Origin of the sequence: Pseudoalteromonas sp. HM-SA03, assembly GCF_002289345.1 — a bacterium.
Taxonomy (GTDB): domain Bacteria; phylum Pseudomonadota; class Gammaproteobacteria; order Enterobacterales; family Alteromonadaceae; genus Pseudoalteromonas.
This window is the reverse complement of the sequence record NZ_NSDG01000065.1, coordinates 79753-101049: the sequence shown is the minus strand read 5'-3', so window position 1 is coordinate 101049 and position 21297 is coordinate 79753. Positions and strand designations below refer to the sequence as shown.

Genomic DNA, 21297 nt, shown 5'->3' with positions numbered 1-21297 from the left:
CTAATAAAAATGTGTGGCTATTTGGCCACACACTTTACGTCTACTGTTAAGTCATTCTGGTAAGGTCTTGGCTCTAATGGCATCTTATCAAAGCCTTGAACGCCACCAAGTAATGTCAATTGTGGGTTGCTGCCTTGGCATAAGCGTTTGGCATGGCGCAGCAAAAATACGCTTTGTTGCCTAAAATGCGCATAACTATCTGGTTTAATTGCCAGTCGAAAGTGGTCATTGTTATACGTGGTTTGCTCATAATGTACTTTATGGTCAAAGTCATAGAGCTTTTCAGGTTCGCCTCGTGGAACCGGTGTATATTGGCACGCCGAGAGCAGTGCTGCACCTACGACTAGGGAACTTAGCTTTAATGAATTTAGTCTCAATGATAACTTACGCATAACTGTCCTTTTAGTCTGCTACATTTACAGTATACCATATGGGAGATTAGCCACTTGCTTAACCAACTTAAAAAACTATTTCAAAGCTTGCAGGAGTCATCACCGAAACAAGAAATCGACTTTAATACCGCGCTTGCTGCATTACTGGTCGAAGTAATGCGAGCAGACGGCAAACTACAACAGTCAGAGTTCGATAAAATTGCGGAGCTACTTAAAACACGTTGTGAATTGCCTGAACCACAAGTGAGTGCATTAATAATGCAAGCACAACAATTAGTAGAACAGGCAGTAGATATGTATTCTTTTGCCAAACAAGTGAATAACCACACCAGCGACATTGAACGTATCGAGGTTATTGAGCTGTTATGGCACGTTGCTTATGCTGATGGTGAGCTGGATAGCCACGAGGACTACATCATTCGTAAAATAGCCGGGCTATTTTATGTTGCTCATGCTGATTTTATCGCAGCAAAGCTTCGCGCACAGCCAAAGTAATCTGTGCGCTGTTTCATACTAACTCATTGCTAATGACTAACTAATTCCGTTTGGCAGCTACTGATAGCTTCTTTGATCATAAAGTTGACTAAGGTCGGAGAGATTTTATAAAGGTTGGCTATTTCTTTCTGTTTAAGCCTCCCGTGACGATAGAAAGAGAGAATGTTTTGATGGCGGCGAGATAGCTTTCCAATGGTATCGTTGATTTTTCCACTTAGCTGCTCACTCTCATATTTAGATTCAACATCTATTTGGTGATCAGTCAGTTGTTCAAAATGACTGGTCTCAATATCAACTAGATTTTCACGATTGAACTTCCTCAACATATCGATAGCGATATTTCGTGCAACTTGATAGCAAAAGCTAGTTGCATTTTTGACGGCTTCATTCTGGCTTGTGGACATGCCAGCTAACCGAATATAGGTATCTTGCAAGGCATCTTCAGCTAAATACGGACAGCGTAAAATACTGGATAGGTATACAAGTAATTTTGACTCGTTTTCAGAAATAACACGCGACCACTTAACCGCAAATTGAGACACAGCTACTTACTCCTTAAGCATTTCAAAAACAACAACAATGCAAATGATAATAATTATCAGTTATTCTATTTTTTATAAAGGAGAACTGTCAAGTGCAAAGTTTACTTTTTGTGTTTTATTTTTTTCTTATGATTAACAAAAATATTAATTTTTGGGATATAACCATCAACGAAACTGCAACGCTGAGCGCCTGGATTTCATTTTGGGTGAAATAAAACTAAATAATTTTGCAGTTGAGGCGTCATTGCTAGCAACTTCGTTTATTTACAGTCTGGGTAAAAGTTATGAGCTTTGATAATGAAAATAGTACATTTAAGGTATTGATTAATCATGAAGAACAATATTCTCTTTGGCCAAGTTATAAATCAATTCCTGGGGGATGGCATGAAGTAGGCTGCGAAGGAGACAAGCAGACTTGTCTTGATTATATCAATCAACATTGGACTGATATGAGGCCACTGAGCTTACGTCAAGCTTTAACAAGCTGATTGCCATAATTACCTGTTATCCATTTAGTATCGATGATTTTGTAATTTTTATGTTGCAATATATCGGCCTATTTATCCGATTTTTTCGTTAGCAGGCGTTAGAACGTGGCTGGATACCATTCAAAACGTCGGTGATTTACGGAGTAAACTATGTCCGCCATTACAATAACTGACCATCTTACCCACCATGCTGAAACCCAGCCTAATCAACTTGCGCTGGTCTGTGTTGAGCGCAAATTGACTACGCAGTGGACTTATCAAACGTTACTTGAAAAAGTGATGTTTGTTGCCAGTCATTTTCAACAGTATGCAAAACCAGGAGATAGAGCCCTGATTTTGATGGAAACTGGTATTGATTATGTTACCAGCTTTTTAGCCTGTCAGTATTGTGGGATCACTGCTATTCCTAGCTTTCCTCCTGAATCGACGAAGCCACAACATCTCGCGAGAACAATTGGAATCGCCAAAGACGCCAGTGCGACTTTAATTCTTACCACAGCCCGTTTTAGTGAGACGGTGCAAGCTCTGACCGAACAAACTTCCGGTGCGTCCATGCTAAGTGTTGATGAGCTGAAAGAGATAAATATACCAGTTCAACGTGCCAATACAGCGCCTAGTGACATTGCATTTTTGCAGTACACATCAGGTTCAACAGCAACACCTAAAGGGGTGATGGTTAGTCATGAGAATCTAATTGCGAATGAGCGAGCGATTAGCGAGCGGATGGAGACGACGAGCAACGATGTCATGGTTAGCTGGTTGCCGCTATTTCATGATATGGGGTTAATTGGTGGCTTACTACAACCTTTGTTTATGGGGTTTCCTCTGGTATTGACTTCTCCTCGTTACTTTATGGAAAGGCCTGTAAGGTGGTTACAACTACTAAGTCAGTACAAGGGGACTATCTCTGGAGGCCCTGATTTTTCATTTCGACTGTGTTTGGAGAGAGTAAAGGAAAAAGTGCTAGAAGAGCTCGATCTTAGTCATTGGCGAGTGGCATACTCTGGGGCTGAGCCCATCAGACACGATACACTCATTGACTTTGCTGAGCGCTTCTCCGCTTGTGGTTTAAACAAGCGGGCGATTTACCCATGCTACGGCCTCGCTGAAGGAACATTGATGGTGACTGGTAGTCACGTCAATCAAGGCGCGTATGTTACGGCATTTGATAGCGCTAAATTAGCCGCAGGTATTGCAGAATCGGTTCCAAGTCAGGACTGGAGAAATACAGAACATTACCGCCATCAAGTCGGCTGCGGTATCGTTGCCAGTGAGCATTTCTTACGTATTAGCGATCCTCAAACCCATCAGCAGCTTGCAGATGGCTTGATTGGAGAAATATGGACTGCAGGCCCCAGTATCGCGGTAGGATATTGGCAGAATGAAGAAGCAACACGCACCACATTTATCGAGCTAGATGGCAAGCGTTGGTTAAGAACAGGTGATGTAGGCTACATCTTCGATGGTCAACTCTTTATCTCAGGAAGAGAAAAAGATCTAATCATCATGAATGGTCACAATGTTTACCCCCAAGACATCGAAAGAGTGATTGAAGCGGAATTGAGCTTTGTGCGTAAAGGTCGAGTGTCAGCATTTCCAGTTCCGAGCGCGGAAACTGGAGAAGGGATTGGTCTTGCTATCGAGACAACTAATAGCTATCGAAACACTGTTGCGGCGGAGCTCACCGCTGAAGTAGTAAGAAACTTTATCAGTACGCAATTCGGCCACAGCCCCGAACTCGTACTACTGCTTGATCAGGGCACATTGCCGAAAACGTCTAGCGGAAAATTGCAGCGTAGCGCTTGTCTTAAGTTATATCAAAGAGCACAGTTGGTGCCATATGGTGCTTTTGATAGCGAAGCGTTGCGCAATCTTGGGCAAGTAGAATGTACGGTAGAAGCATGGTCTGATTTTGAACAAGCGATCGCTAAGTCGTGGCAGCAGGTACTCAACTATCCAGTGACAAATAACCGAGCTAACTTTTTTTCTTTAGGAGGGAATTCACTCAAAGCGGTACGTTTAATTGCGTTGGTTCAAACACAGTTTGCTTGTCAGCTGGAGACGACTTGTTTATTTAATGCCCCTGAATTTGGTGATTTTTGCGAGCTTGTTAAACACAGTAAGGCGCAAAACACGAACAGGCTTCAGTTACTCCCAACACATCAAATAGATCATCCTTTGAGCGCCCAACAGCAAAGGCAACTGTTTTTATGGCAACTGCAGCCTGAAAGCAACGCCTATCATATTGGGGCAAAAACCACTTTATTAGGCTCAGTGTCAAGTGAGCATGTAGAGCAGGCTTGCCGTGTGGTGTTTGCCCGCCACCCAATCTTGAGACAGCAATTTATGAAAAGTGAAAGTGGGCAATGGCGACAGACTGCGTCATCTCGTCCATTGAACTGGTGTGTTGAAGATATGTCACATTTATCTCAGCAGCACCAATCCCATTGGATTGCTAAATGGTATCAAACTCCCTTTGCCCTTATGGAGGGTGACTGTTTCAGGGTTGCATTGGTAGAGGTTGCGCCGCGACAGTTTACTTTATTGGTAGCGATGCATCACATTGTGGGGGATGCATGGTCCTTCGAGCTGTTGATAAAGCAAGTAGCTGATATATATCATACGCTTGAAAAAGGTAGTGAAGTAAATATAGAGCAGAGTTTACTGCAGTACGGTGACTTTGCTCAATGGCAGCAAGATTGGCTCGAGAGTGCGGAGGCAAAACAGCAACAGACTTACTGGCTAGCACAGCTATCAGGTGATGGGGATGAGGAGCTTATCACTACACAGCGTGAAAATACGCAGCAAGGGCTACAGTCCAGATTGTTATGTGAGCAATTAGATTATCGCCAAGTTCAGCAACTTCAAGCCTTTTCACATCAGCAAAGTGCAAGTTTGTACATGTTATTGTTAGCATCTCTGCAGGTTACGTTTTATCGTTTATATGGTAAGTCAAAGCCACGAGTTGGCGTTCCGGTCGCAAATCGACGTAGTGCCTCGACTCAAGAAATGTTAGGCTTTTTTGTTAATACGCAAGTGCTTACTGCAGATATTAACCCTGCCATGACGTTCGGTGATGTGATAGCTCAGGTCAAGCAGCGGGCGCTAGAGGCGCAACAGTACCAAGATTACCCATTCGAAAAACTAGTCGAGTTGTTAAACCCAGATCGCAAGCTTGGGCACAATCCGTTATTCCAATTTATGCTTAACCATGTTGAGTACCAAGCAAACCCTTGGTGTGAAAGTGCATCTGTGCAAGCAAGTACTGTAGAAGCGCTCAATCAAGAAGTACAGTTTGACTTTAGCTTAGATTCTAGATTATTTAATGAAGGCCATCTTGATTTAGAGCTTCAGTATAACGGTAATCTGTTCTCAAAAGCGCAGATGCAAAACTTTATGCAAAGTTGGCTCACCCTGCTACAACAGGCAATTCGACACCCCAATGAAGCGATTGCAGAGTTAGTGATGGTGACACAAGAGGACGCATTATTAGCACTTGGGAAGGGCAAAGCGAGCACTGAAGAAAAAATCGACTGGCTGTCGCAAATTGCGCAACATGCGAATGTAAGCGCTGAAGCAACTGCCATTATTTATCGCAATGAAGATTATAGTTACAGCTGGCTGTGGCAACGCGCATCTAGGGTTGCACAGAAACTTTCCGCTGCGGGCGTTGGAGCGGAAAGCGTGGTGGGGATCCTGTTACCTCGAACGCCTGACATGCTGGCCTGTACCCTTGGGTGCTTACTTGCTGGCGCAGGTTATTTACCATTGGATGCCAATTTCCCAGAAGCCAAATTAGCATTCATGCTAGAAGATGCCAATTGTTGCAAGCTTATTAGTGAAGATGTCTCAACTAGCGCGGTATGGCAGGGCGACGTTTTCACACCTGCAGAGTTATTCAATACCTCAGGACTGGCGGATGAAATAAAGGATGTTGGTGATATTAATCATCTGGCTGTGGCGTATCTAAACTATACCTCTGGCTCGACTGGAACACCTAAAGGAATCGCGATAGAGCATGGGGCGCTGGCAAAATACATTACGTCAGCAATCGACTTTATGGCGCTAACTGCAAAGGATGTGGTGTTGCAATTTGCGACTGCAAACTTTGATGCTTTCGTGGAGCAAGTGTTCCCAACTTGGACTGTGGGTGCGACCTTAGTACTTCGAGAAGATGCATTATGGGATGCGCAAACGCTTTATACCCAGGCGCAGCGACATCGAATTAGCGTCATGGATTTAAGTGCGGCTTACTGGCGTACGATCGCCGCTTCGTGGGCGCAACAAGCTAAACATCATGGTGCGCTGGCGCTTCCTTATCTTCGTCAGGTGCATTCAGGTGGTGAAGCGATGTCGACAACTGGCGTCGCTGATTGGCGGGCTGCAGGGTTAAGTCATGTCAAATTGCTGAATACCTATGGGCCTACAGAGATTGTTGTAGAAGCAAGTGTATTTGATTGCACCGTACTTGAACCATCTGCCAATGTACCGATTGGTAATGCTATCCAAGGGCGACAGCTTTATGTATTAGATAGTGCATTACAGTTAGTGCCACAAGGTGAAGTGGGCGAGTTGTACGTTGGTGGTGATATTTTAGCGAGAGGTTATTGGCAGCAACGAGGATTGACAGCGTGTAAGTTTATTGCTGATCCATTTAGCCAAGATGGCGCTCGTATGTACGCTACCGGCGACTTGGTGCGTTGGCATGGAGAGCAGTTGGAGTACATAGGTCGTCAAGACCATCAGGTGAAAATAAGAGGGTTTAGAGTTGAGTTATCAGAAGTTGAGGCACAACTTTGCAACCTACCTACAGTTAAACATGCGGTGGTACAGCTGAGGGATACGCAAAACGCAGCAAGTTTAGTCGCTTATGTTGAGGCTGATGGCGTAACCGAAGTTGAATTGAAACAAGCGTTACAGCTGCAATTACCTCATTATATGATCCCTGATGCGATTTTGGTGTTAGATAAACTTCCCCTTTCTGAAAGTGGCAAATTAGAGCGTCATAAATTACCGGATATCAAAGTGCTGCAGAGCAGTGAGACGCCTAAATCAAACGCAAGTGAGTTGGAACAGCAGTTAATCAAAGTATTTGCTCGCCACCTACAACGAGACTCCATTGCAATAGAGCAAAACTTTTTCGACTTAGGTGGTCACTCCCTATTACTGATGGCGATATATGATGAACTCAAGCCTGATCATCCATCATTATCATTAACGGATCTATTCCAGTACCCAAGTATTGCCAGCTTAGCGAGTTATTTGACGACAACAGTCAGTGCGCAAACCACATCATTGCCAACGTCAAATAATAAAAAACAAAAGCAAGCTATGAGCGCCTTTGCTGCCAAGAAGCGTAAATCAAGAGAAGTGTAACTAATGACAGAGCAAACATTTAATCCTTTAGATATTGCAGTGGTGGGAATGGCCGGACGCTTTCCTGATGCCGATAACGTTGAAGCATTGTGGCAAAACGTTCGCAGTGGTCATTGCGCTATTGAGACTTTGACAGAAGAACAGCTGACGGCTGCGGGGGTAAGTGAGGCACTGCGCAACCACCCTGATTATGTCAACGCATCCATCCCATTTGCAAATAAAGCTCAGTTCGATGCGGAGTTTTTTGGTTATACACCAAAAGAAGCAACACAATTAGATCCTCAACAGCGCCTATTTCTGCAAACGTGTTGGCACGCATTGGAGCATGCAGGCTTACCCGCGAGTGGTCAGTTCACAGGCGTATTTGCCGGTTGTGGTGTGCCAGCATACTTACTTAAACACTTATTGCCGCAGCAGCAAGACAATGACATCACTAGCCTCTTAGCGCTCACCAATGGCAATGAAAAAGACGCGCTGGCTACTCGCATTAGTTACGAACTTGATTTAACTGGACCTGCGGTAACGGTGCAAACGGCTTGCTCAACTTCTTTAGTCGCCGTACACATGGCCTGTCGAGCGTTGCAAAACTATGAGTGTGATGCAGCCCTTGCAGGTGGTGTGTGGCTCAACTTACTCGACGAACAAGGATATCTTGCACCTGCTGGTGGCAGCTTATCAACCAGTGGTAAGTTGAGTGCATTTGGTGAACACGCCGATGGCATCTTAATTGGCAGTGGCACTGCTGCTGTGGTATTAAAACGTGTGGAAGAAGCGATAGAAGATGGCGATCACATCTTAGCGGTTATTAAGGGATCTGCGATTAATAATGATGGCAGAGACAAGGTTGGCTATACCGCGCCAAGCGTTACCGGGCAGGCGAATGCGATACGTACTGCTTTGGAGTTTGCAGATATCGAACCGCGCTCCATCGGCTACATTGAGAGCCATGGTACCGGCACAAAGCTTGGCGACCCGATTGAAGTTGCAGCATTATCACAAGTTTATCAGCACACTGAAAAGCAATATTGTGCTCTTGGCTCAATTAAAGCAAATATTGGTCATTTAGACTCAGCGGCTGGTGTAACTGGTTTAATTAAAGCTATTCAAGCCTTGCGCCACAAAGAGATCCCGCCGAGCATTCATAGCTCGCCTCAAAATAGTAAAATTGATTTCGAAAACAGTCCGTTTTATTTACCAAAGCACGCGCAAACGTGGGATTGTGATGGTCCTCGCCGTGCTGCGGTCAGCTCTTTGGGAATGGGGGGGACCAATGCACACGTTATTTTGGAGGAGTACTTACCTGTAACTGAAAAGATCGCAAGCGCTCTCGCGCCATGGCACATTTTACCGATTTCAGCGGCTAATACCGCCAGTTTAGCTAAGCAGCGTCAACAGCTTGCAAAAGCCATAGCGCAGAACCCACAGCAATTGACGCTTATAGCTGCCCAGCTGCAGCATAAAAAGCGTAGATTGTCTGCAAATCAGGCCATCGTCGTAAAAGATGAAGCGCAGGCAGTCGAGTTGTTAAACCGTGAATATGCCGATGAGATAGTGAAAAAAGCAGAGCAGATAGGCTTGTTGTTTTCAGGGCAGGGCTCACAGTATGTGACGATGGCACAGCCTTTATATCGTCATGTTACAGAGTTTAAGACTCACTTCGATGACGTACTAGCACGTTTCCCAAGTAAATTACGTGCAGAACTAGAAGCGGTATTTTTCCCCTCTGATGAGCAAATATTGGCGGCCAATCAACTCTTAAATCAAACTAGGGTAACGCAACCTGCATTGTTTGTTGTGGCTTATGCTATGGCTAAATGCTATCAAGCGCATGGAGTACAAGTCCATGCGATGTTAGGTCACAGTATTGGTGAATATGTTGCGGCTTGTTTAGCGGAGGTAATGTCTGTAGATGATGCCATTCATCTCGTCGTCGCCAGAGGGGATGCGTTACAGCAAATGGCAGAAGGCGCGATGCTTTCTGTTATGGCAGACGCCGATACTATTGCGCCTTTCCTCAATGTTGAACTGGATATTGCCGCCTATAACAGCCCGCAAAATACGGTGGTGGCAGGAACAAAAGCGGCGATTAAAAAGCTGCAAGGTGAATTAAAAGAGAGGCAAGTCAGTTGTACCCGTTTACACGTCTCACACGCATTTCATAGTCATCTAACTGAGCCTGTGTTAGCTGTTTTTGCACAGGCATTTGCAAAGGTTGAGCTCAAGGCGCCGAAAATTCCTTTTGTTTCTAATATCACCGGGGAATGGATCACAGATAGCCAAGCGACCTCAGTACAATATTGGCTTGACCATATCCGTCAGCCAGTTGATTTTGCTAAAGGAATTCAAACACTGGCGCAAACATGCCAAGTATTAATCGAAGCAGGCCCCGGTGATACCTTGCAAAAACTGAGTAGTCAAAACCTCGGTGAGAAAGCAATAGTCCTACACTCAATTGCCCATGTAAGAGATCTAAAGTCCAGCGTGCCCCCGTTTGCGAAAACCCTTGCTACATTGTGGCAGTGCGGTCAGCGTGTTGATTGGCACAAAGTTACGAAATATCCCCATGGTCAAAAGATGCTTGCACCAGAGTATGCATTTGCAAACACAAGTTTCTGGCAAGCGGCACAAGGCAATCATGATGCTGTGACTGACGCGCAGGTCTCTGAGCCAGAACTATTAGCTCCAGTGTGGCAACAGGCGATGCAAAACCTTGCGCCAAGCGCACCTTTGAGTGGTCAGCGGTGGTTAGTCGTCTGTGATGATAGCCCATTATGTGAAACCTTAATGGAGGCGTTGAATGTAGAACAAGTTTCCGTACTACAGCTTTGGCATGGTAATGATTTTGTTCTGCAACAAGAGCAGGTTTATCGCGGTGATACTCAGAAAATCGAAACGTTTGAGACCATTATGTCGCAATCTGGTGATATTGTTCGAGTCGTTGATTTAAGGTTACTTGGAGCTGATACCTTGGCGTTTACTAGCCACTTGGCGCTACTGCAATGGGCTTCGGAACATAAAATAGGGATAAGTTTAGTTGCTACTGGACTTTTCTCAGTGTTAGGTAATGAAGCGATATCACCATCAAAAGCGACAATTTTAGGTGCAACTAGAGCCTTGTGTCATGAAGTCCCTGAGTTGTTTGTACAGGTGCTTGACGTCACTGAGGTAGCATCATCGACAAACAGTAAAACCTTGGTTTCAACAATACTGAAAAACTTAGTACAGAAAAGCAGCTTAGAGATTGCCGTGCGTGGTAGAAATGCTTTTAGCTTGTCACAGCAAGCAGTACCTGAGGTGGTAACAACAGCATCGGGAGCGGATAATCCAGTTACCTTTATTACGGGGGGATTAGGAGGTGTAGCGCTAATTATCGCGAATAAACTGGCGCAGCAAGGACATAAAATCGCGCTGTTGAGCCGCCGGGCCATACCCTCTGCGCAACAATGGCCTGAACTCGCTGTTAATAATGAAAACTCAAAAGAGCAGGCATTATTTACCCAGTTGAACGAGTTAAAAGCACTTGCACCAGATCTGATGGTGTTGCAAGGGGATGTAACAGACTTGGCAGCATTAACCTGTGCCATAGCCCAAGCCGAAGCGCAGCTCGGTCATATCAGTCACGTTGTTCACGCAGCCGGCGTAGCCGGAGGTGGTGTGTTATCTCTGTTAAGCCCGCAGCAAGTATCTGAAACCTTAGCTGCAAAAGTATCTGGTGCCAATAATCTATTACAGGCATTCGCGCATCATCAACTAGCGAAAATGATATTTTGCTCGTCGCTAGCCTCTGTGCTTGGCGCCTTTGGGCAAGGTGACTATTGTGCTGCAAATGCGTATCTAGATGCGCTGCCTTATCAAGCTTTACCATTCCCGGTATGCACAATCAACTGGGATGGATGGGATAACATAGGTATGGCTGCTGGGCAACAAGTGGCGAGTGGCTTGGGGCTCAATCGTGAACAAGGTGCAGCACTGTTTATGCAAGCCATCTCTGCCGACTTGCCACATCTCTACGCTGCAGCCATAAACTGGGCACAACGAGAAGCTAAGTTGCAAGAGTTACTTACTACAGCCGTGATTACCAACCCCAGCACTAACAGCGTGCAACAAGGAAAATCTCGTCCTGTTATGGATGTTGAATTTGAAGCGCCAGAAAGTGAGCTTGAACAACGTCTTGCAACACTATGGAGTGAGTCACTTGGCTATAGTGAAGTGGGTATTTTTGATAGCTTCTTTACACTAGGTGGTGATTCGCTTATTGCTATACAAATGATAGCTAAGGCTAAACAGGCTTTTGCTGTTGAGATAGCTCCAGCTGCATTTTTTGAAGATCCAACTATCGATAACCTAGCGTTTCTTATTGAAGAAGCGCTGCTCGCAGAGATAGAAAATCAATAACTAAAACGGGTGGCTATCACCCGTTTTTTGTATTTACTTCACCTCTTACTTAAGTCCGCCTTACTTACCCTATTCGTCAATGAATGATTTGATTTTTAAACAGTACTTATTAAAAAGGATAATTATGAATTCCAATATGCTGCTCATCCCTTTGCTATTATTTGGCCCATTGGCCTGTCAGGCTGATCATTCGGCCGCGCAAAGTAATATAAAACACACTTCAAAACTGAAAGCCAAAATCACTCGAACCGAATTTGGTATTGCCCATGTTAGAGCCGGCAACTTACGTTCATTAGCTTTTGGTTCTGGGTATGCTCAAGCGCAAGACCATGGCTGTGTGCTTGCCGATAGCTATCTAAGAGTTCGAGGAGAGCGTGCTAAGTATTTTGGAGCTGATCACTATCAAGTTGGCGATAACCGTCATGTAATGTCTGATTACCTATATAAAATTGCTGATATTTATGGGCAGGCTAAACTCGCTTTTCCGACGTTATCCAAAGATACTCAAGCTGCTGCAGAAGGGTTTGCTGCTGGTTTTAATTTGTACCTCACCGAAGTGCAACAAGGTAAGGCTAGGTTAGAACCAACTTGCCAAGGTGAAAGCTGGGTACAGCCCATAACGGCCGTTGATGTACTTGCTAACATTGCCGCTGCGGGAAGCGGTGCGAGTCTTGGTCAGTTTGCTACCGCAATTTTGCAAGCACACCCTGAGCAAGGTAATGCTTGGCTGCCCAGTGCATCAGAACCTCTAAAGCTAACCTCGCCGTTAGCTGCAGTCCCTGACGGCGATAAGCTTATGACACAAGGCTCAAACGCTTGGGCTATCGGTGCCGATTTTAGTGATGATGGTAAAGGGATACTAATGGCGAATCCGCATTTTCCCATGACAGGGCAGATGCGTTTTTGGGCCTATCACGCCAATATCCCTGGCGAACTAGATGTGATGGGCGCATCATTGCTGGGCTTTCCTGCGGTAGTGAATATTGGCTTCAATCATAATATTGCGTGGAGCCATACTTACTCAGCATCGACACAAAGTGTGATTTACCGTTTAACATTGGATAACACAACCCCACTTGGTTATGTGCTAGATGGTGAATCTAAACGGATAGTGGAAAAAGACATCGTTGTCGAGGTATTGAGTGCGTCGGGTGAGATGCAATCTTTACATAAGCCTGTATATAAGGCTGAGGGCGGGATGTTGATTGAAATCCCAGGTGTATTAGATTGGACAGAACAGCACGCGTATATTTTAAAAAATACGAATTTAGATAATTTTGCTGCAATCGATCATTGGCTTGCGATAAATAAAGCGCAAACTTTGCAAGAATTTCAACAAAGTTTTAAAGATCATAATGGTTTAATGTTCAATAACGCGATTTATACAGATAAAGATGGTCACGCATTTTATATTGATGCTGCCAATGTACCGCATTTATCATCAACAGCGCTTCGGTATTTAAATGAGGATGCGTTGGCAAAACAGTATTTTGAAAAGTTTAGAGTACCAGTGCTTCCCGGTGATGATTCCGCTTATTATTATCAGCAAAGTGTATCATACGCAGAAAAGCCTAAGCTTGAACGTAAGGACTATGTGCAAAATGCCAATGATTCATATTGGCTTGCAAATGCTAGTGCCCCTATTGCTGAAGTTTCTCCTCTTTATGGTCAACACAGTGTTTTACAAAGTCGTAGAACGAGATATTCTTTGGCGCAAATAAGTCATCCAATTGGTGACGAGCAAAAATTTGATGCTGATGAAGTCACCGCAATTCTGTTAGCCAATACCGCACAAATCACCCCGATTATTGATACTGTCATTGCGGCGTGCGAGCAAAGCTGGCAAACCAAAAAGGTTAAAGTCAATGATCAAATTTTTGCACTAGCCCCGACATGCCAAGCACTTAAAAAATGGGATGGGCGTTTTGGGCAGTCTTCATCGGCGGCGCACTTAGTGAGAGAGTTTGTTGCAAGAGTTAATGATCGAGAAGACTTCGAGGTGAGTTTCAACCCGCAGGACCCAGTAAATACCCCACGAAATATCCGTATCAATGAAGCGCTTTTTAAAGAACTTGCCATTGCTGGAGAAATTGTGCGCCATGCAGGCTTTGCACTGGATGCGCCGCTTGGCGATATACAGTTTTTTGAACAACACGGGGAGCGCTTCGCTTGGCAGGGAAATATGAATGTTGAAGGCGGGCTTAACGTGTTCGCTACGCAAAATCGCCTCGATCAAACGACGTTTGCTCCGATTGTAACGCCGTCAGTGATGACACCGTACAACGATAGACCGCTGTGGAGTGGGTTATCGCAACGAGGCTATGAGTTACACTTTGGTTCAAGTTGGATGATGGTTGTTGACTTTGATGAGTCAGGAGTGAAGGCGAAAGGTTTGTTAACTTACTCTCAATCACAACATCCAAACTCGCTCAATGCTAATGACCAAACACAATACTATAATGAGCAAAATAAGCTGGTAGCACTGCCTTTTCACAAAGCTGAAGTTGCGGCAAAACGCGTTTCTACGCAAATCATCAAGCAGTGATAATACACAGGCAACAAAAAGGGGCTTTGCAGCCCCTTTTTGTGTTTCAATCTATAGTTGTTATATTAGAAGCGATACTTCATGCTTAAGTTATATGCACGAGGTTCGCTATACTTTTTAGGAACGAATCCATACGTATCGTAGAACGTTTCATCCGTGAGGTTGCTGACACTCAATTTAAAACTTAACTGTTTTGAATGATCGTACTTGATATGAGCATTTACCAGCGTTTGACTGTCTTGCTCTGCGCGTACTGCCCCGCGACGACCACCAGCTGGGAGGCCAAGATCGACACCAGGCACACTTAAAATATCTACTTTTCGGTCTGTATCCCATGTTGCATTTAAGCCGAAGCTCCATGCTTCATAGGTATATTTAGTGCTAACATTAAGCGTTTGTCTTGGTGCGTATAAGTTGATGTCTTCACCATTTTCATCAACTACATCAAAGTCACTGTAGCCAATATTGACCTGCCAATCTTCTGTAATGTTGGCATCCAGTTCGATTTCAAAGCCATCCGCTTCGGCACCATCTACCGGACGGTATCTTGCAGGTCGCTGATCCGCATATTCCGGAATAATTACGCCAAAGTCTTCCTTCAAGCTGTCAAAGTAGGCCATGTTTAAGCGTAAGCGGTTATCAATTAAGTTTGCTTTAAACCCAACTTCGACATTGCGTGCAGTAATAGGGGTAAGTTGCTTTAAGTTGACGTCGACTTTGTCTAGTTGAGGCTCATACGCATCGGTATAGCTCACATAAGTACTGACCTGTTCATTGATGTCATAGACAAGGCCTAGGTATAAGCTTTCACCAGTTTCGTCACCCTTATCACTAGAGAATCCACTCCAAGCGAAATCTCGTTCATTGGTGCGCTCGTAATCGAAAAACTTGATACCTGCGATAGCATGTAAATCATCGGTTAGCACGAGCTTACTACTAATCGCTAGGCTTTGCTCTTTAGTTGTCTTATCCCAATAACCAATAAACTTCTTGTTCGTGGCGGTTAAATGTGATGCTGGATGAAGGTTATTATTGATGGATTGCAGCGGGTAGTAAATCGTTCTGGCATTTTCATCTAACTCTTCATAACGGTCATCAGTAGACTCAAAATCAGCGTTTAGATAAGTTACATTCACTTGGTGAGCGCGGTCAAACAGTTCAAATCGGCCAACTAAGCCTAAAATAAAGTTGGTACCATCAACGATTTCGACCCAGCGGCGATCACCACCTTGCAAACCAAGTCCGCTTTCTTTATCTGGATTGCCACTGAAATAGGTCATAGTAATGTCAGATTTCGTTTTGCTGTACTGTGCACCAAAGTTCAGTTCCCAGTCTAAGTTGATTTGATGAGAAAGTTTGAAGTGATAACTTTGATGAGTATTACCATTGTAACTATCTGGAGAAGAGAGGTTGGTTTTTTTATCTACCTCAACAGAAGAACCATCAGAATAAAAAATTGGCAGTCCCCATGGTGATAGCTTTAGCTCATTATCTTGATAGTGCACAGTAAATGATGCTTCTGTATCTTCAGAAAAGTAATGATGTAGCTGAGTGTAAGCAACGACTTTATTGCTGTTCTCTTTGTCTACGTAACTATCTTTGTCTTCATACGCGAGGATAATACGCCCTGCGAGTGCTTTATCATCGTTAAGAGCGCCTGTGGCGTCAACGTGTGTGCGAACTTTATTCCAAGAACCAAATTCCGCACCGACTTCAACAAAGCCATCACGATCTGGTTGTTTGGTAATAACATTCAGTGTCGCTGAGGGTTGCCCTGCTCCAGCCATTAAGCCAGCCGCACCTCTGAGTACTTCAACACGATCATAGACTATGGTATCTAACCGACTTTCCTGTGGACCTGCAATAGAAGTCGGTAGGCCGTCTTTAACAAGTGCATTGATTAGATAGCCGCGAGAAGTAAATTCGGTATTGTCACCCGCTCCAAACTTATAACGAGAGATACCCGTTGTTTGAACCAGTACATCTTCCAAATCGTCTAGCTCAAAGTCATCCATGTACTGGTGACTTAGCACGGTAACAGACTGAGGTGTTTCCTTGATACTAAGATCTAGGCCAGTAGGGCCTGAGTTACGCTTAATGGGCTGACCTACAACATCGATCCGCTCAATGTTGTTACTGTTTTTTTCAGTGCTGGCCTGAACGTTTGGAGAGAAGTATACCAGTGACAGCATGAGCGTTAATGCTGTTGATTGATGAGCTTTGCTTCGCATGGGTTTTTCCATTCCTGATTTTGTTATTTTGGCAATAATTGAGCGTACCGAATACGCCTCCCTAAGGACGAAAAGTCGAAACAAAAATTTAGTTAAAGGAATCATTTTTATTTGCGACTGTTTTTTTCATTTTTTCACTCGTCTACTTGCCAAGTAAAAGTGGCAGTGCATTGTCCTAAATTGGAGACCGGAAAGTGGAAGCACCAACGAGAAAACGCCAACGAAAATCTAGGCTACACTCGACATCAACTCAACAGCTAAATGACTTGATAAAACAAAGGGCAAATAAACCCCAAATGAGTTTGCCGAGTCGCACTGAATTGCAGGCTAAAGCACCGTTAACCGCCGCACAGCAAAGGCTTTGGTATGCTTGGAAAATTGCACCGAATGATAAGGCTTATAATTTGGCGGGCTCTTTGTATTTCGATGGACAGTTAGATGCTGAGCTGGTGAAGCAAAGCTTCGCTGTACTACAGGCTCGTCATGGTGCATTACAAATCCAATTTACTGAAGCGCTTGAAGGTGTTTTTCAGCAGCAAAATCCTCAACTGACGTTTGAATTTGTTGCGCTGTCGCAAGCGCAATCAAGCCAAGACTTGATCACTGAGGCGCATACGCAAGCAATGCGGCCATTCGACTTGTTGTCGGACCCGTTACTACGTGTGGCATTGATCACACAAGATAGGCGTTGTGAACTGTTAATTGTAATGCACCATATCATTACCGACGGTACTTCAATGCAAATTTTGTTTGATGAGTTTATAGATGTGTATCAATTGATTGCTCTTAATAAAGAGCCGTCAATTGAAAGCAAAGTCGATTATATTGACTATGCGCTGTGGCAATCCAAGCAAGATAATCGCGCGAAACTCGAACAGCAAAAACATAACTGGGTAGCTCGGTTACCAAAGGGGATAGAAGCAATCACCCTACCGGCAATGGAGTCGGCAAGGCGGTTAGACACCTATACAATGGCGACGCATAGTATCACTTTATCAGAAAGCGTGGCTGAGACGGTGAGCGCAGCAGCAGAGCGCTTTGGCACGACGCCTTATCTAGTGATGCTTACAGTCTTCCAAATGACATTACAACGTTATAGTGGTCAACAGGATGTGTTAGTCGGCGTACCCGTTGCAAACCGACATTTAGCCGAAACTTTGGGTGTGATCGGTTTTTTTGTCAATACTCAAGTCAGCGCCCTACGAATTCAAGATAGCGATAGCTTTGCGACACTGATAGCGCAAGCAAAAGATCATCATCACTTCGCGCAATCTAATCAAGACTTACCATTTGAGCAGCTTATCGACGCGCTGGCCGTTGAGCGTGTTAATGGCACACATCCGCTCTTTCAGGTGATGTTTAACTATTTACGTCGTAATAAACAAAGTGCCAAAAAGCTAAATAATATGGCGTTAACCCATACTCAAGCGCATCGTTTTACTATGCCGTTTGATTTGCATTTAGACATTATTGATATTCAAGGTGAAGGCGTTCAGTGCCACTTTTATTACGCTAAGGAGCTATATCAAGCGTGTTTTATCGCGCAATTGCAAACTGCATTTTTGTCTGCGTTTACTCACCTTAGTGCATTAGCAGCAGTGCCAATGACACAGGCAAGTTTATGGCAAGGTGATGTCGTGAGTCGATTGCCAAGTGGTCCGCGTGTTCAAGCGCCTGATGATTTGCTTATTCAGCTACAGCGATATGGCCATCGGCAGCCAGAAGCGATAGCGGTGTCCGGTGCATCAGGGGCGCTCACCTACAAAGAACTGGTACAATATAGTGATAAAGTTGCTGCAATACTGCAAGCGCAAGGCCTCAAACCACAAAGCTTAGTGGGGCTGAGAATGTCTCGTGATATCGCATCATTAGTGTGTATTTTTGGTATCTTAAAAGCAGGCATGGCGTACGTCCCCATTGATGCTTCATTGCCTATATCACGACAGCAATATCTTGTTGAAAATAGTCAACTTGCACTGGTGGTGAGCGACGTTGAAGCCATACCAGAGATAAGCTGTGAGCAATTGAGTTATCGGCAACTAATGACTAAATCGATCACAGAAACGGTGTCGCCATCACGTGATGCTAAACAACTCGCTTACGTGCTTTATACATCGGGCTCTACGGGATTACCAAAAGGAGTCGCCGTCACCTTAGCAGGACTAAACAACTACTTAGCGGACGCAAGCTCGCGTTATATGTATGACTGTCAGCGTGCGGTAGTGAGCTCGACCTTGTCTTTTGATGCAACGATCACGAGTTTACTGGTGCCTATCTACGCGGGTAAAAGCGTGCAGATGATAAATCAAGATGACGCATTGCTCAATCATGTTGCAGATAGTATTCAACACGCAACTGAAGATACCTTATTTAAACTCACACCTGCACACCTTGATGGTCTATTAAGTCTTGGCCGTGACATCGTTTCGTCGTGCCATCATTGTTTTGTTATAGGTGGTGATAAGTTGATGGCTGGTACTGTGAGTAAGCTTCGCCGACAGCTAGTCAATAGCCGATTCATTAATGAGTATGGCCCGACAGAAACGGTGGTAGGGTGCTCTGCATATACGGTGACACCTAAGTCGTGTACAGATTATACCGTTCAGCCAATCTCCAATGCGCTAAACAATACCGAGCTATTTGTGTTGGACGAGTACTTAAATCATTGTCCTGCCAACGCGGTTGGGGAGCTTTACATTGCTGGGGCAGGGCTTGCTCAAGGTTATGTTGGACGTGCTGATTTGACCGCTGAACGATTTATTGCGAACCCGTTTAGTGATGATGGCAGCCGTTTGTATCGCACAGGAGATATCGTGCGCTTCGAAGCGGATGGGACTTTGTTGTATCTTGGGCGCAGTGACAATCAGGTTAAAATTCGAGGTTATCGTATAGAGCTTGCGGAAATAGAAGCGCAGCTTTGTGCGTTGCAAAACATCGATGAAGCAACCGTAATAGTTGATGAAAGCGCAAATTCCTCACGTATTATCGGGTATGTTGTGGCCAGTAAAATTAACGAGCAGGAAGTACTTTCTCAGTTAGCAAAACAGCTACCTCAATACATGTTGCCATCCACCATTATCGCTTTAGAGTGCTTACCACTTACGGTGAATGGCAAAGTAGATAAAGCGGCACTACCTAAAGTGGACATTCAAGCTGACCTTAACTTTGTTGCACCACAAGGAGCTGTAGAGCGATTGGTTGCTGGGTTATGGCAAGCCCAGCTTGGTCTTGATCGAGTGAGTCGACACGATAGCTTTTTTAAACTAGGCGGAGATTCCATTGTTGCTCTGCGCTTTATATCTGCGCTGAGTGAAGCGCTTGGCTACAGCATAGCGCTTAAAACGCTGTTGCTCAGCCCTGTACTATCGGAATTTGCAGAGGCGATTGAATTGGAGCAAGGAACTATTACAGCGCTTGAAAAAAAGCCTAAGGATCTCTCTGTTGTGGTGTCGCCAGGGCAAAGAAGTTTATGGGTTGCGCATCAGCTTGCAGCAAACAAGGGCCAAGCCATGAGTTACAACATGTTCGGTGGTGTTGATTTACGCGGCGACTTGGATATAGACAAATTACAATGTGCATTAGATAAGCTAGTTGAGCAACAATCTGCGCTGCGGACGCGGTTTGAGGAAATCGATGATGAAATTAGGCTAGTGGCAGTTGCTCACAATCGTATTGTGATTGAACAACAGGATTTAATTGCATTGACTGAGAGTGCAAAAACAGATGCGCTCGCAGAGCAACAGCAGCAACTGTCATCGCACCAATTCGACCTTGCAGCACTTCCCCTCATTAAAGTTAAGGCCGTTTGGCTTGCGTCAGACCACCTACGTTTGCTGGTGAATATGCATCATATTATTTCTGACGGTTGGTCCATTGCGATTTTTATTGAATCCTTGAGTCAATTTTATGGTGATACTGGTCAAGTGAAGGGGGCGGAAATTCCCTATGACTATGCTGATTTTGCGTATTGGCAACAGCAGCGTTTACTAAGTGAAGAAGCGACAAAGCAACAAAGCTACTGGCGCAATACGTTACGTGATGCACCTGCGCTTTCGTTATTTCCTGCGCATAAGCCTTTATCTGATCAGGCTAGCGATCTGGGAGAAGAAGTGCGATTGGTGTTATCTGTTGAGCAAAGTGAGCAGCTTAGGGCGTTTGCTAAAGCACAGAATGTTTCTCTAAACTCGGTAATGATGACCGCGTACTTATTGTTCTTACAATTTGTGACCAAACAGCAAGACTTAGTGATCGGGACGGATCTCGCTGGCAGAGAAGTACCGGAGTTAGAAGCTATCATAGGTTATTTTGTGAAAGTCCTCCCAGTTAGAACTCAACTATCTTCATCTGCCACCATGGAAGAAGTACTAAAAGAAGTGCACCATGCGTTAGCTGCGACGGTGGAACATCAATTGATGAGCTTAGATGAAATAATTAAGCAAATGAACCCACCCAGAAACCAGTTTAATGCACCGATCCTACAGCAATTATTTGTAATGCAAAATGCGCCAAAGCCAAGTTGGCAAGTAAAGGGGGTCTTATTTTCCCCCGCCGATATTGATTTGCCTAAGTACAGTAAGTTTGCCAATGCGCTATTTGTTACCCCTAATGACGAAATTGAATGCACTTGGTTATATCGAAAAGCGCTTTATGATCAAGCCGCTATGGCGGCTTGGCTGGAGCAATGGAGTCAGCTTTTATTATCTCTCACAGCAAAGCCAAATACGGTGATTAGCGAACTCTATCGTTCTATATCATCTGCTACAAACAAGAGGCCAAAGCTTAACAAGTTTGCCAAATTTAAATCGCGGTAAATGATTACTGAGTGATAACGAT

The 21297-nt window shown here is 44.5% G+C and carries 9 protein-coding genes; 6 read left to right on the top strand and 3 right to left on the bottom strand.

Annotated features, from left to right (window positions below; all coding sequences use genetic code 11):
- Window positions 1-17 precede the first annotated feature (17 nt).
- The gene (locus CKO50_RS13865; RefSeq protein ID WP_095728642.1) at window positions 18-392 is read right to left on the bottom strand and encodes a hypothetical protein; all 375 of its coding nucleotides are present in this window, start codon (window positions 390-392) and stop codon (window positions 18-20) included.
- A gap of 54 nt (window positions 393-446) precedes the next feature.
- Here CKO50_RS13865 and CKO50_RS13860 point away from each other — a divergent pair, with 54 nt between their 5' ends.
- On the top strand, window positions 447-887 hold the full coding sequence (locus CKO50_RS13860; RefSeq protein ID WP_095728641.1) for a TerB family tellurite resistance protein: 441 nt from the start codon (window positions 447-449) through the stop codon (window positions 885-887).
- Window positions 888-916: 29 nt separating this feature from the next.
- Here CKO50_RS13860 and CKO50_RS13855 read toward each other — a convergent pair whose 3' ends face one another.
- Entirely contained in the window at window positions 917-1429 is a 513-nt protein-coding gene (locus tag CKO50_RS13855; RefSeq protein ID WP_095728640.1) for an RNA polymerase sigma factor, read from the bottom strand.
- A 284-nt stretch (window positions 1430-1713) separates the two neighbouring features.
- On the opposite strand from CKO50_RS13855, the gene CKO50_RS13850 reads away from it, so the two are divergent.
- The 4 genes from CKO50_RS13850 to CKO50_RS13835 all read left to right on the top strand — a co-directional run bounded on the left by CKO50_RS13850 (window position 1714) and on the right by CKO50_RS13835 (window position 14233).
- Window positions 1714-1917, top strand: coding sequence for an MbtH family protein (locus CKO50_RS13850; RefSeq protein ID WP_095728639.1), 204 nt, complete (start codon window positions 1714-1716; stop codon window positions 1915-1917).
- Window positions 1918-2067: 150 nt separating this feature from the next.
- A complete protein-coding gene (locus CKO50_RS13845) occupies window positions 2068-7293 on the top strand; it encodes a non-ribosomal peptide synthetase (RefSeq protein ID WP_095728638.1) in 5226 nt (1741 codons plus the stop codon).
- A 3-nt stretch (window positions 7294-7296) separates the two neighbouring features.
- Entirely contained in the window at window positions 7297-11688 is a 4392-nt protein-coding gene (locus CKO50_RS13840; RefSeq protein ID WP_095728637.1) for an SDR family NAD(P)-dependent oxidoreductase, read from the top strand.
- A gap of 124 nt (window positions 11689-11812) precedes the next feature.
- Entirely contained in the window at window positions 11813-14233 is a 2421-nt protein-coding gene (locus CKO50_RS13835) for a penicillin acylase family protein (RefSeq protein WP_095728636.1), read from the top strand.
- 65 nt (window positions 14234-14298) lie between these two features.
- On the opposite strand, the gene CKO50_RS13830 is transcribed toward CKO50_RS13835, so the two are convergent.
- The gene (locus CKO50_RS13830) at window positions 14299-16464 is read right to left on the bottom strand and encodes a TonB-dependent siderophore receptor (RefSeq protein ID WP_095728635.1); all 2166 of its coding nucleotides are present in this window, start codon (window positions 16462-16464) and stop codon (window positions 14299-14301) included.
- A 194-nt stretch (window positions 16465-16658) separates the two neighbouring features.
- Between CKO50_RS13830 and CKO50_RS13825 the strand changes: the two genes are divergently transcribed.
- On the top strand, window positions 16659-21275 hold the full coding sequence (locus CKO50_RS13825; RefSeq protein WP_095728634.1) for a non-ribosomal peptide synthetase: 4617 nt from the start codon (window positions 16659-16661) through the stop codon (window positions 21273-21275).
- The last annotated feature ends 22 nt before the right edge of the window (window positions 21276-21297 follow it).

Bases quoted from the DNA above. Each gene is read 5' to 3' on its own strand.
- CKO50_RS13865 (WP_095728642.1), bottom strand. From the start codon at position 392: ATGCGTAAGTTATCATTGAGACTAAATTCATTAAAGCTAAGTTCCCTA.
- CKO50_RS13850 (WP_095728639.1), top strand. From the start codon at position 1,714: ATGAGCTTTGATAATGAAAATAGTACATTTAAGGTATTGATTAATCAT.
- CKO50_RS13845 (WP_095728638.1), top strand. From the start codon at position 2,068: ATGTCCGCCATTACAATAACTGACCATCTTACCCACCATGCTGAAACC.
- CKO50_RS13840 (WP_095728637.1), top strand. From the start codon at position 7,297: ATGACAGAGCAAACATTTAATCCTTTAGATATTGCAGTGGTGGGAATG.
- CKO50_RS13835 (WP_095728636.1), top strand. From the start codon at position 11,813: ATGAATTCCAATATGCTGCTCATCCCTTTGCTATTATTTGGCCCATTG.
- CKO50_RS13830 (WP_095728635.1), bottom strand. From the start codon at position 16,464: ATGCGAAGCAAAGCTCATCAATCAACAGCATTAACGCTCATGCTGTCA.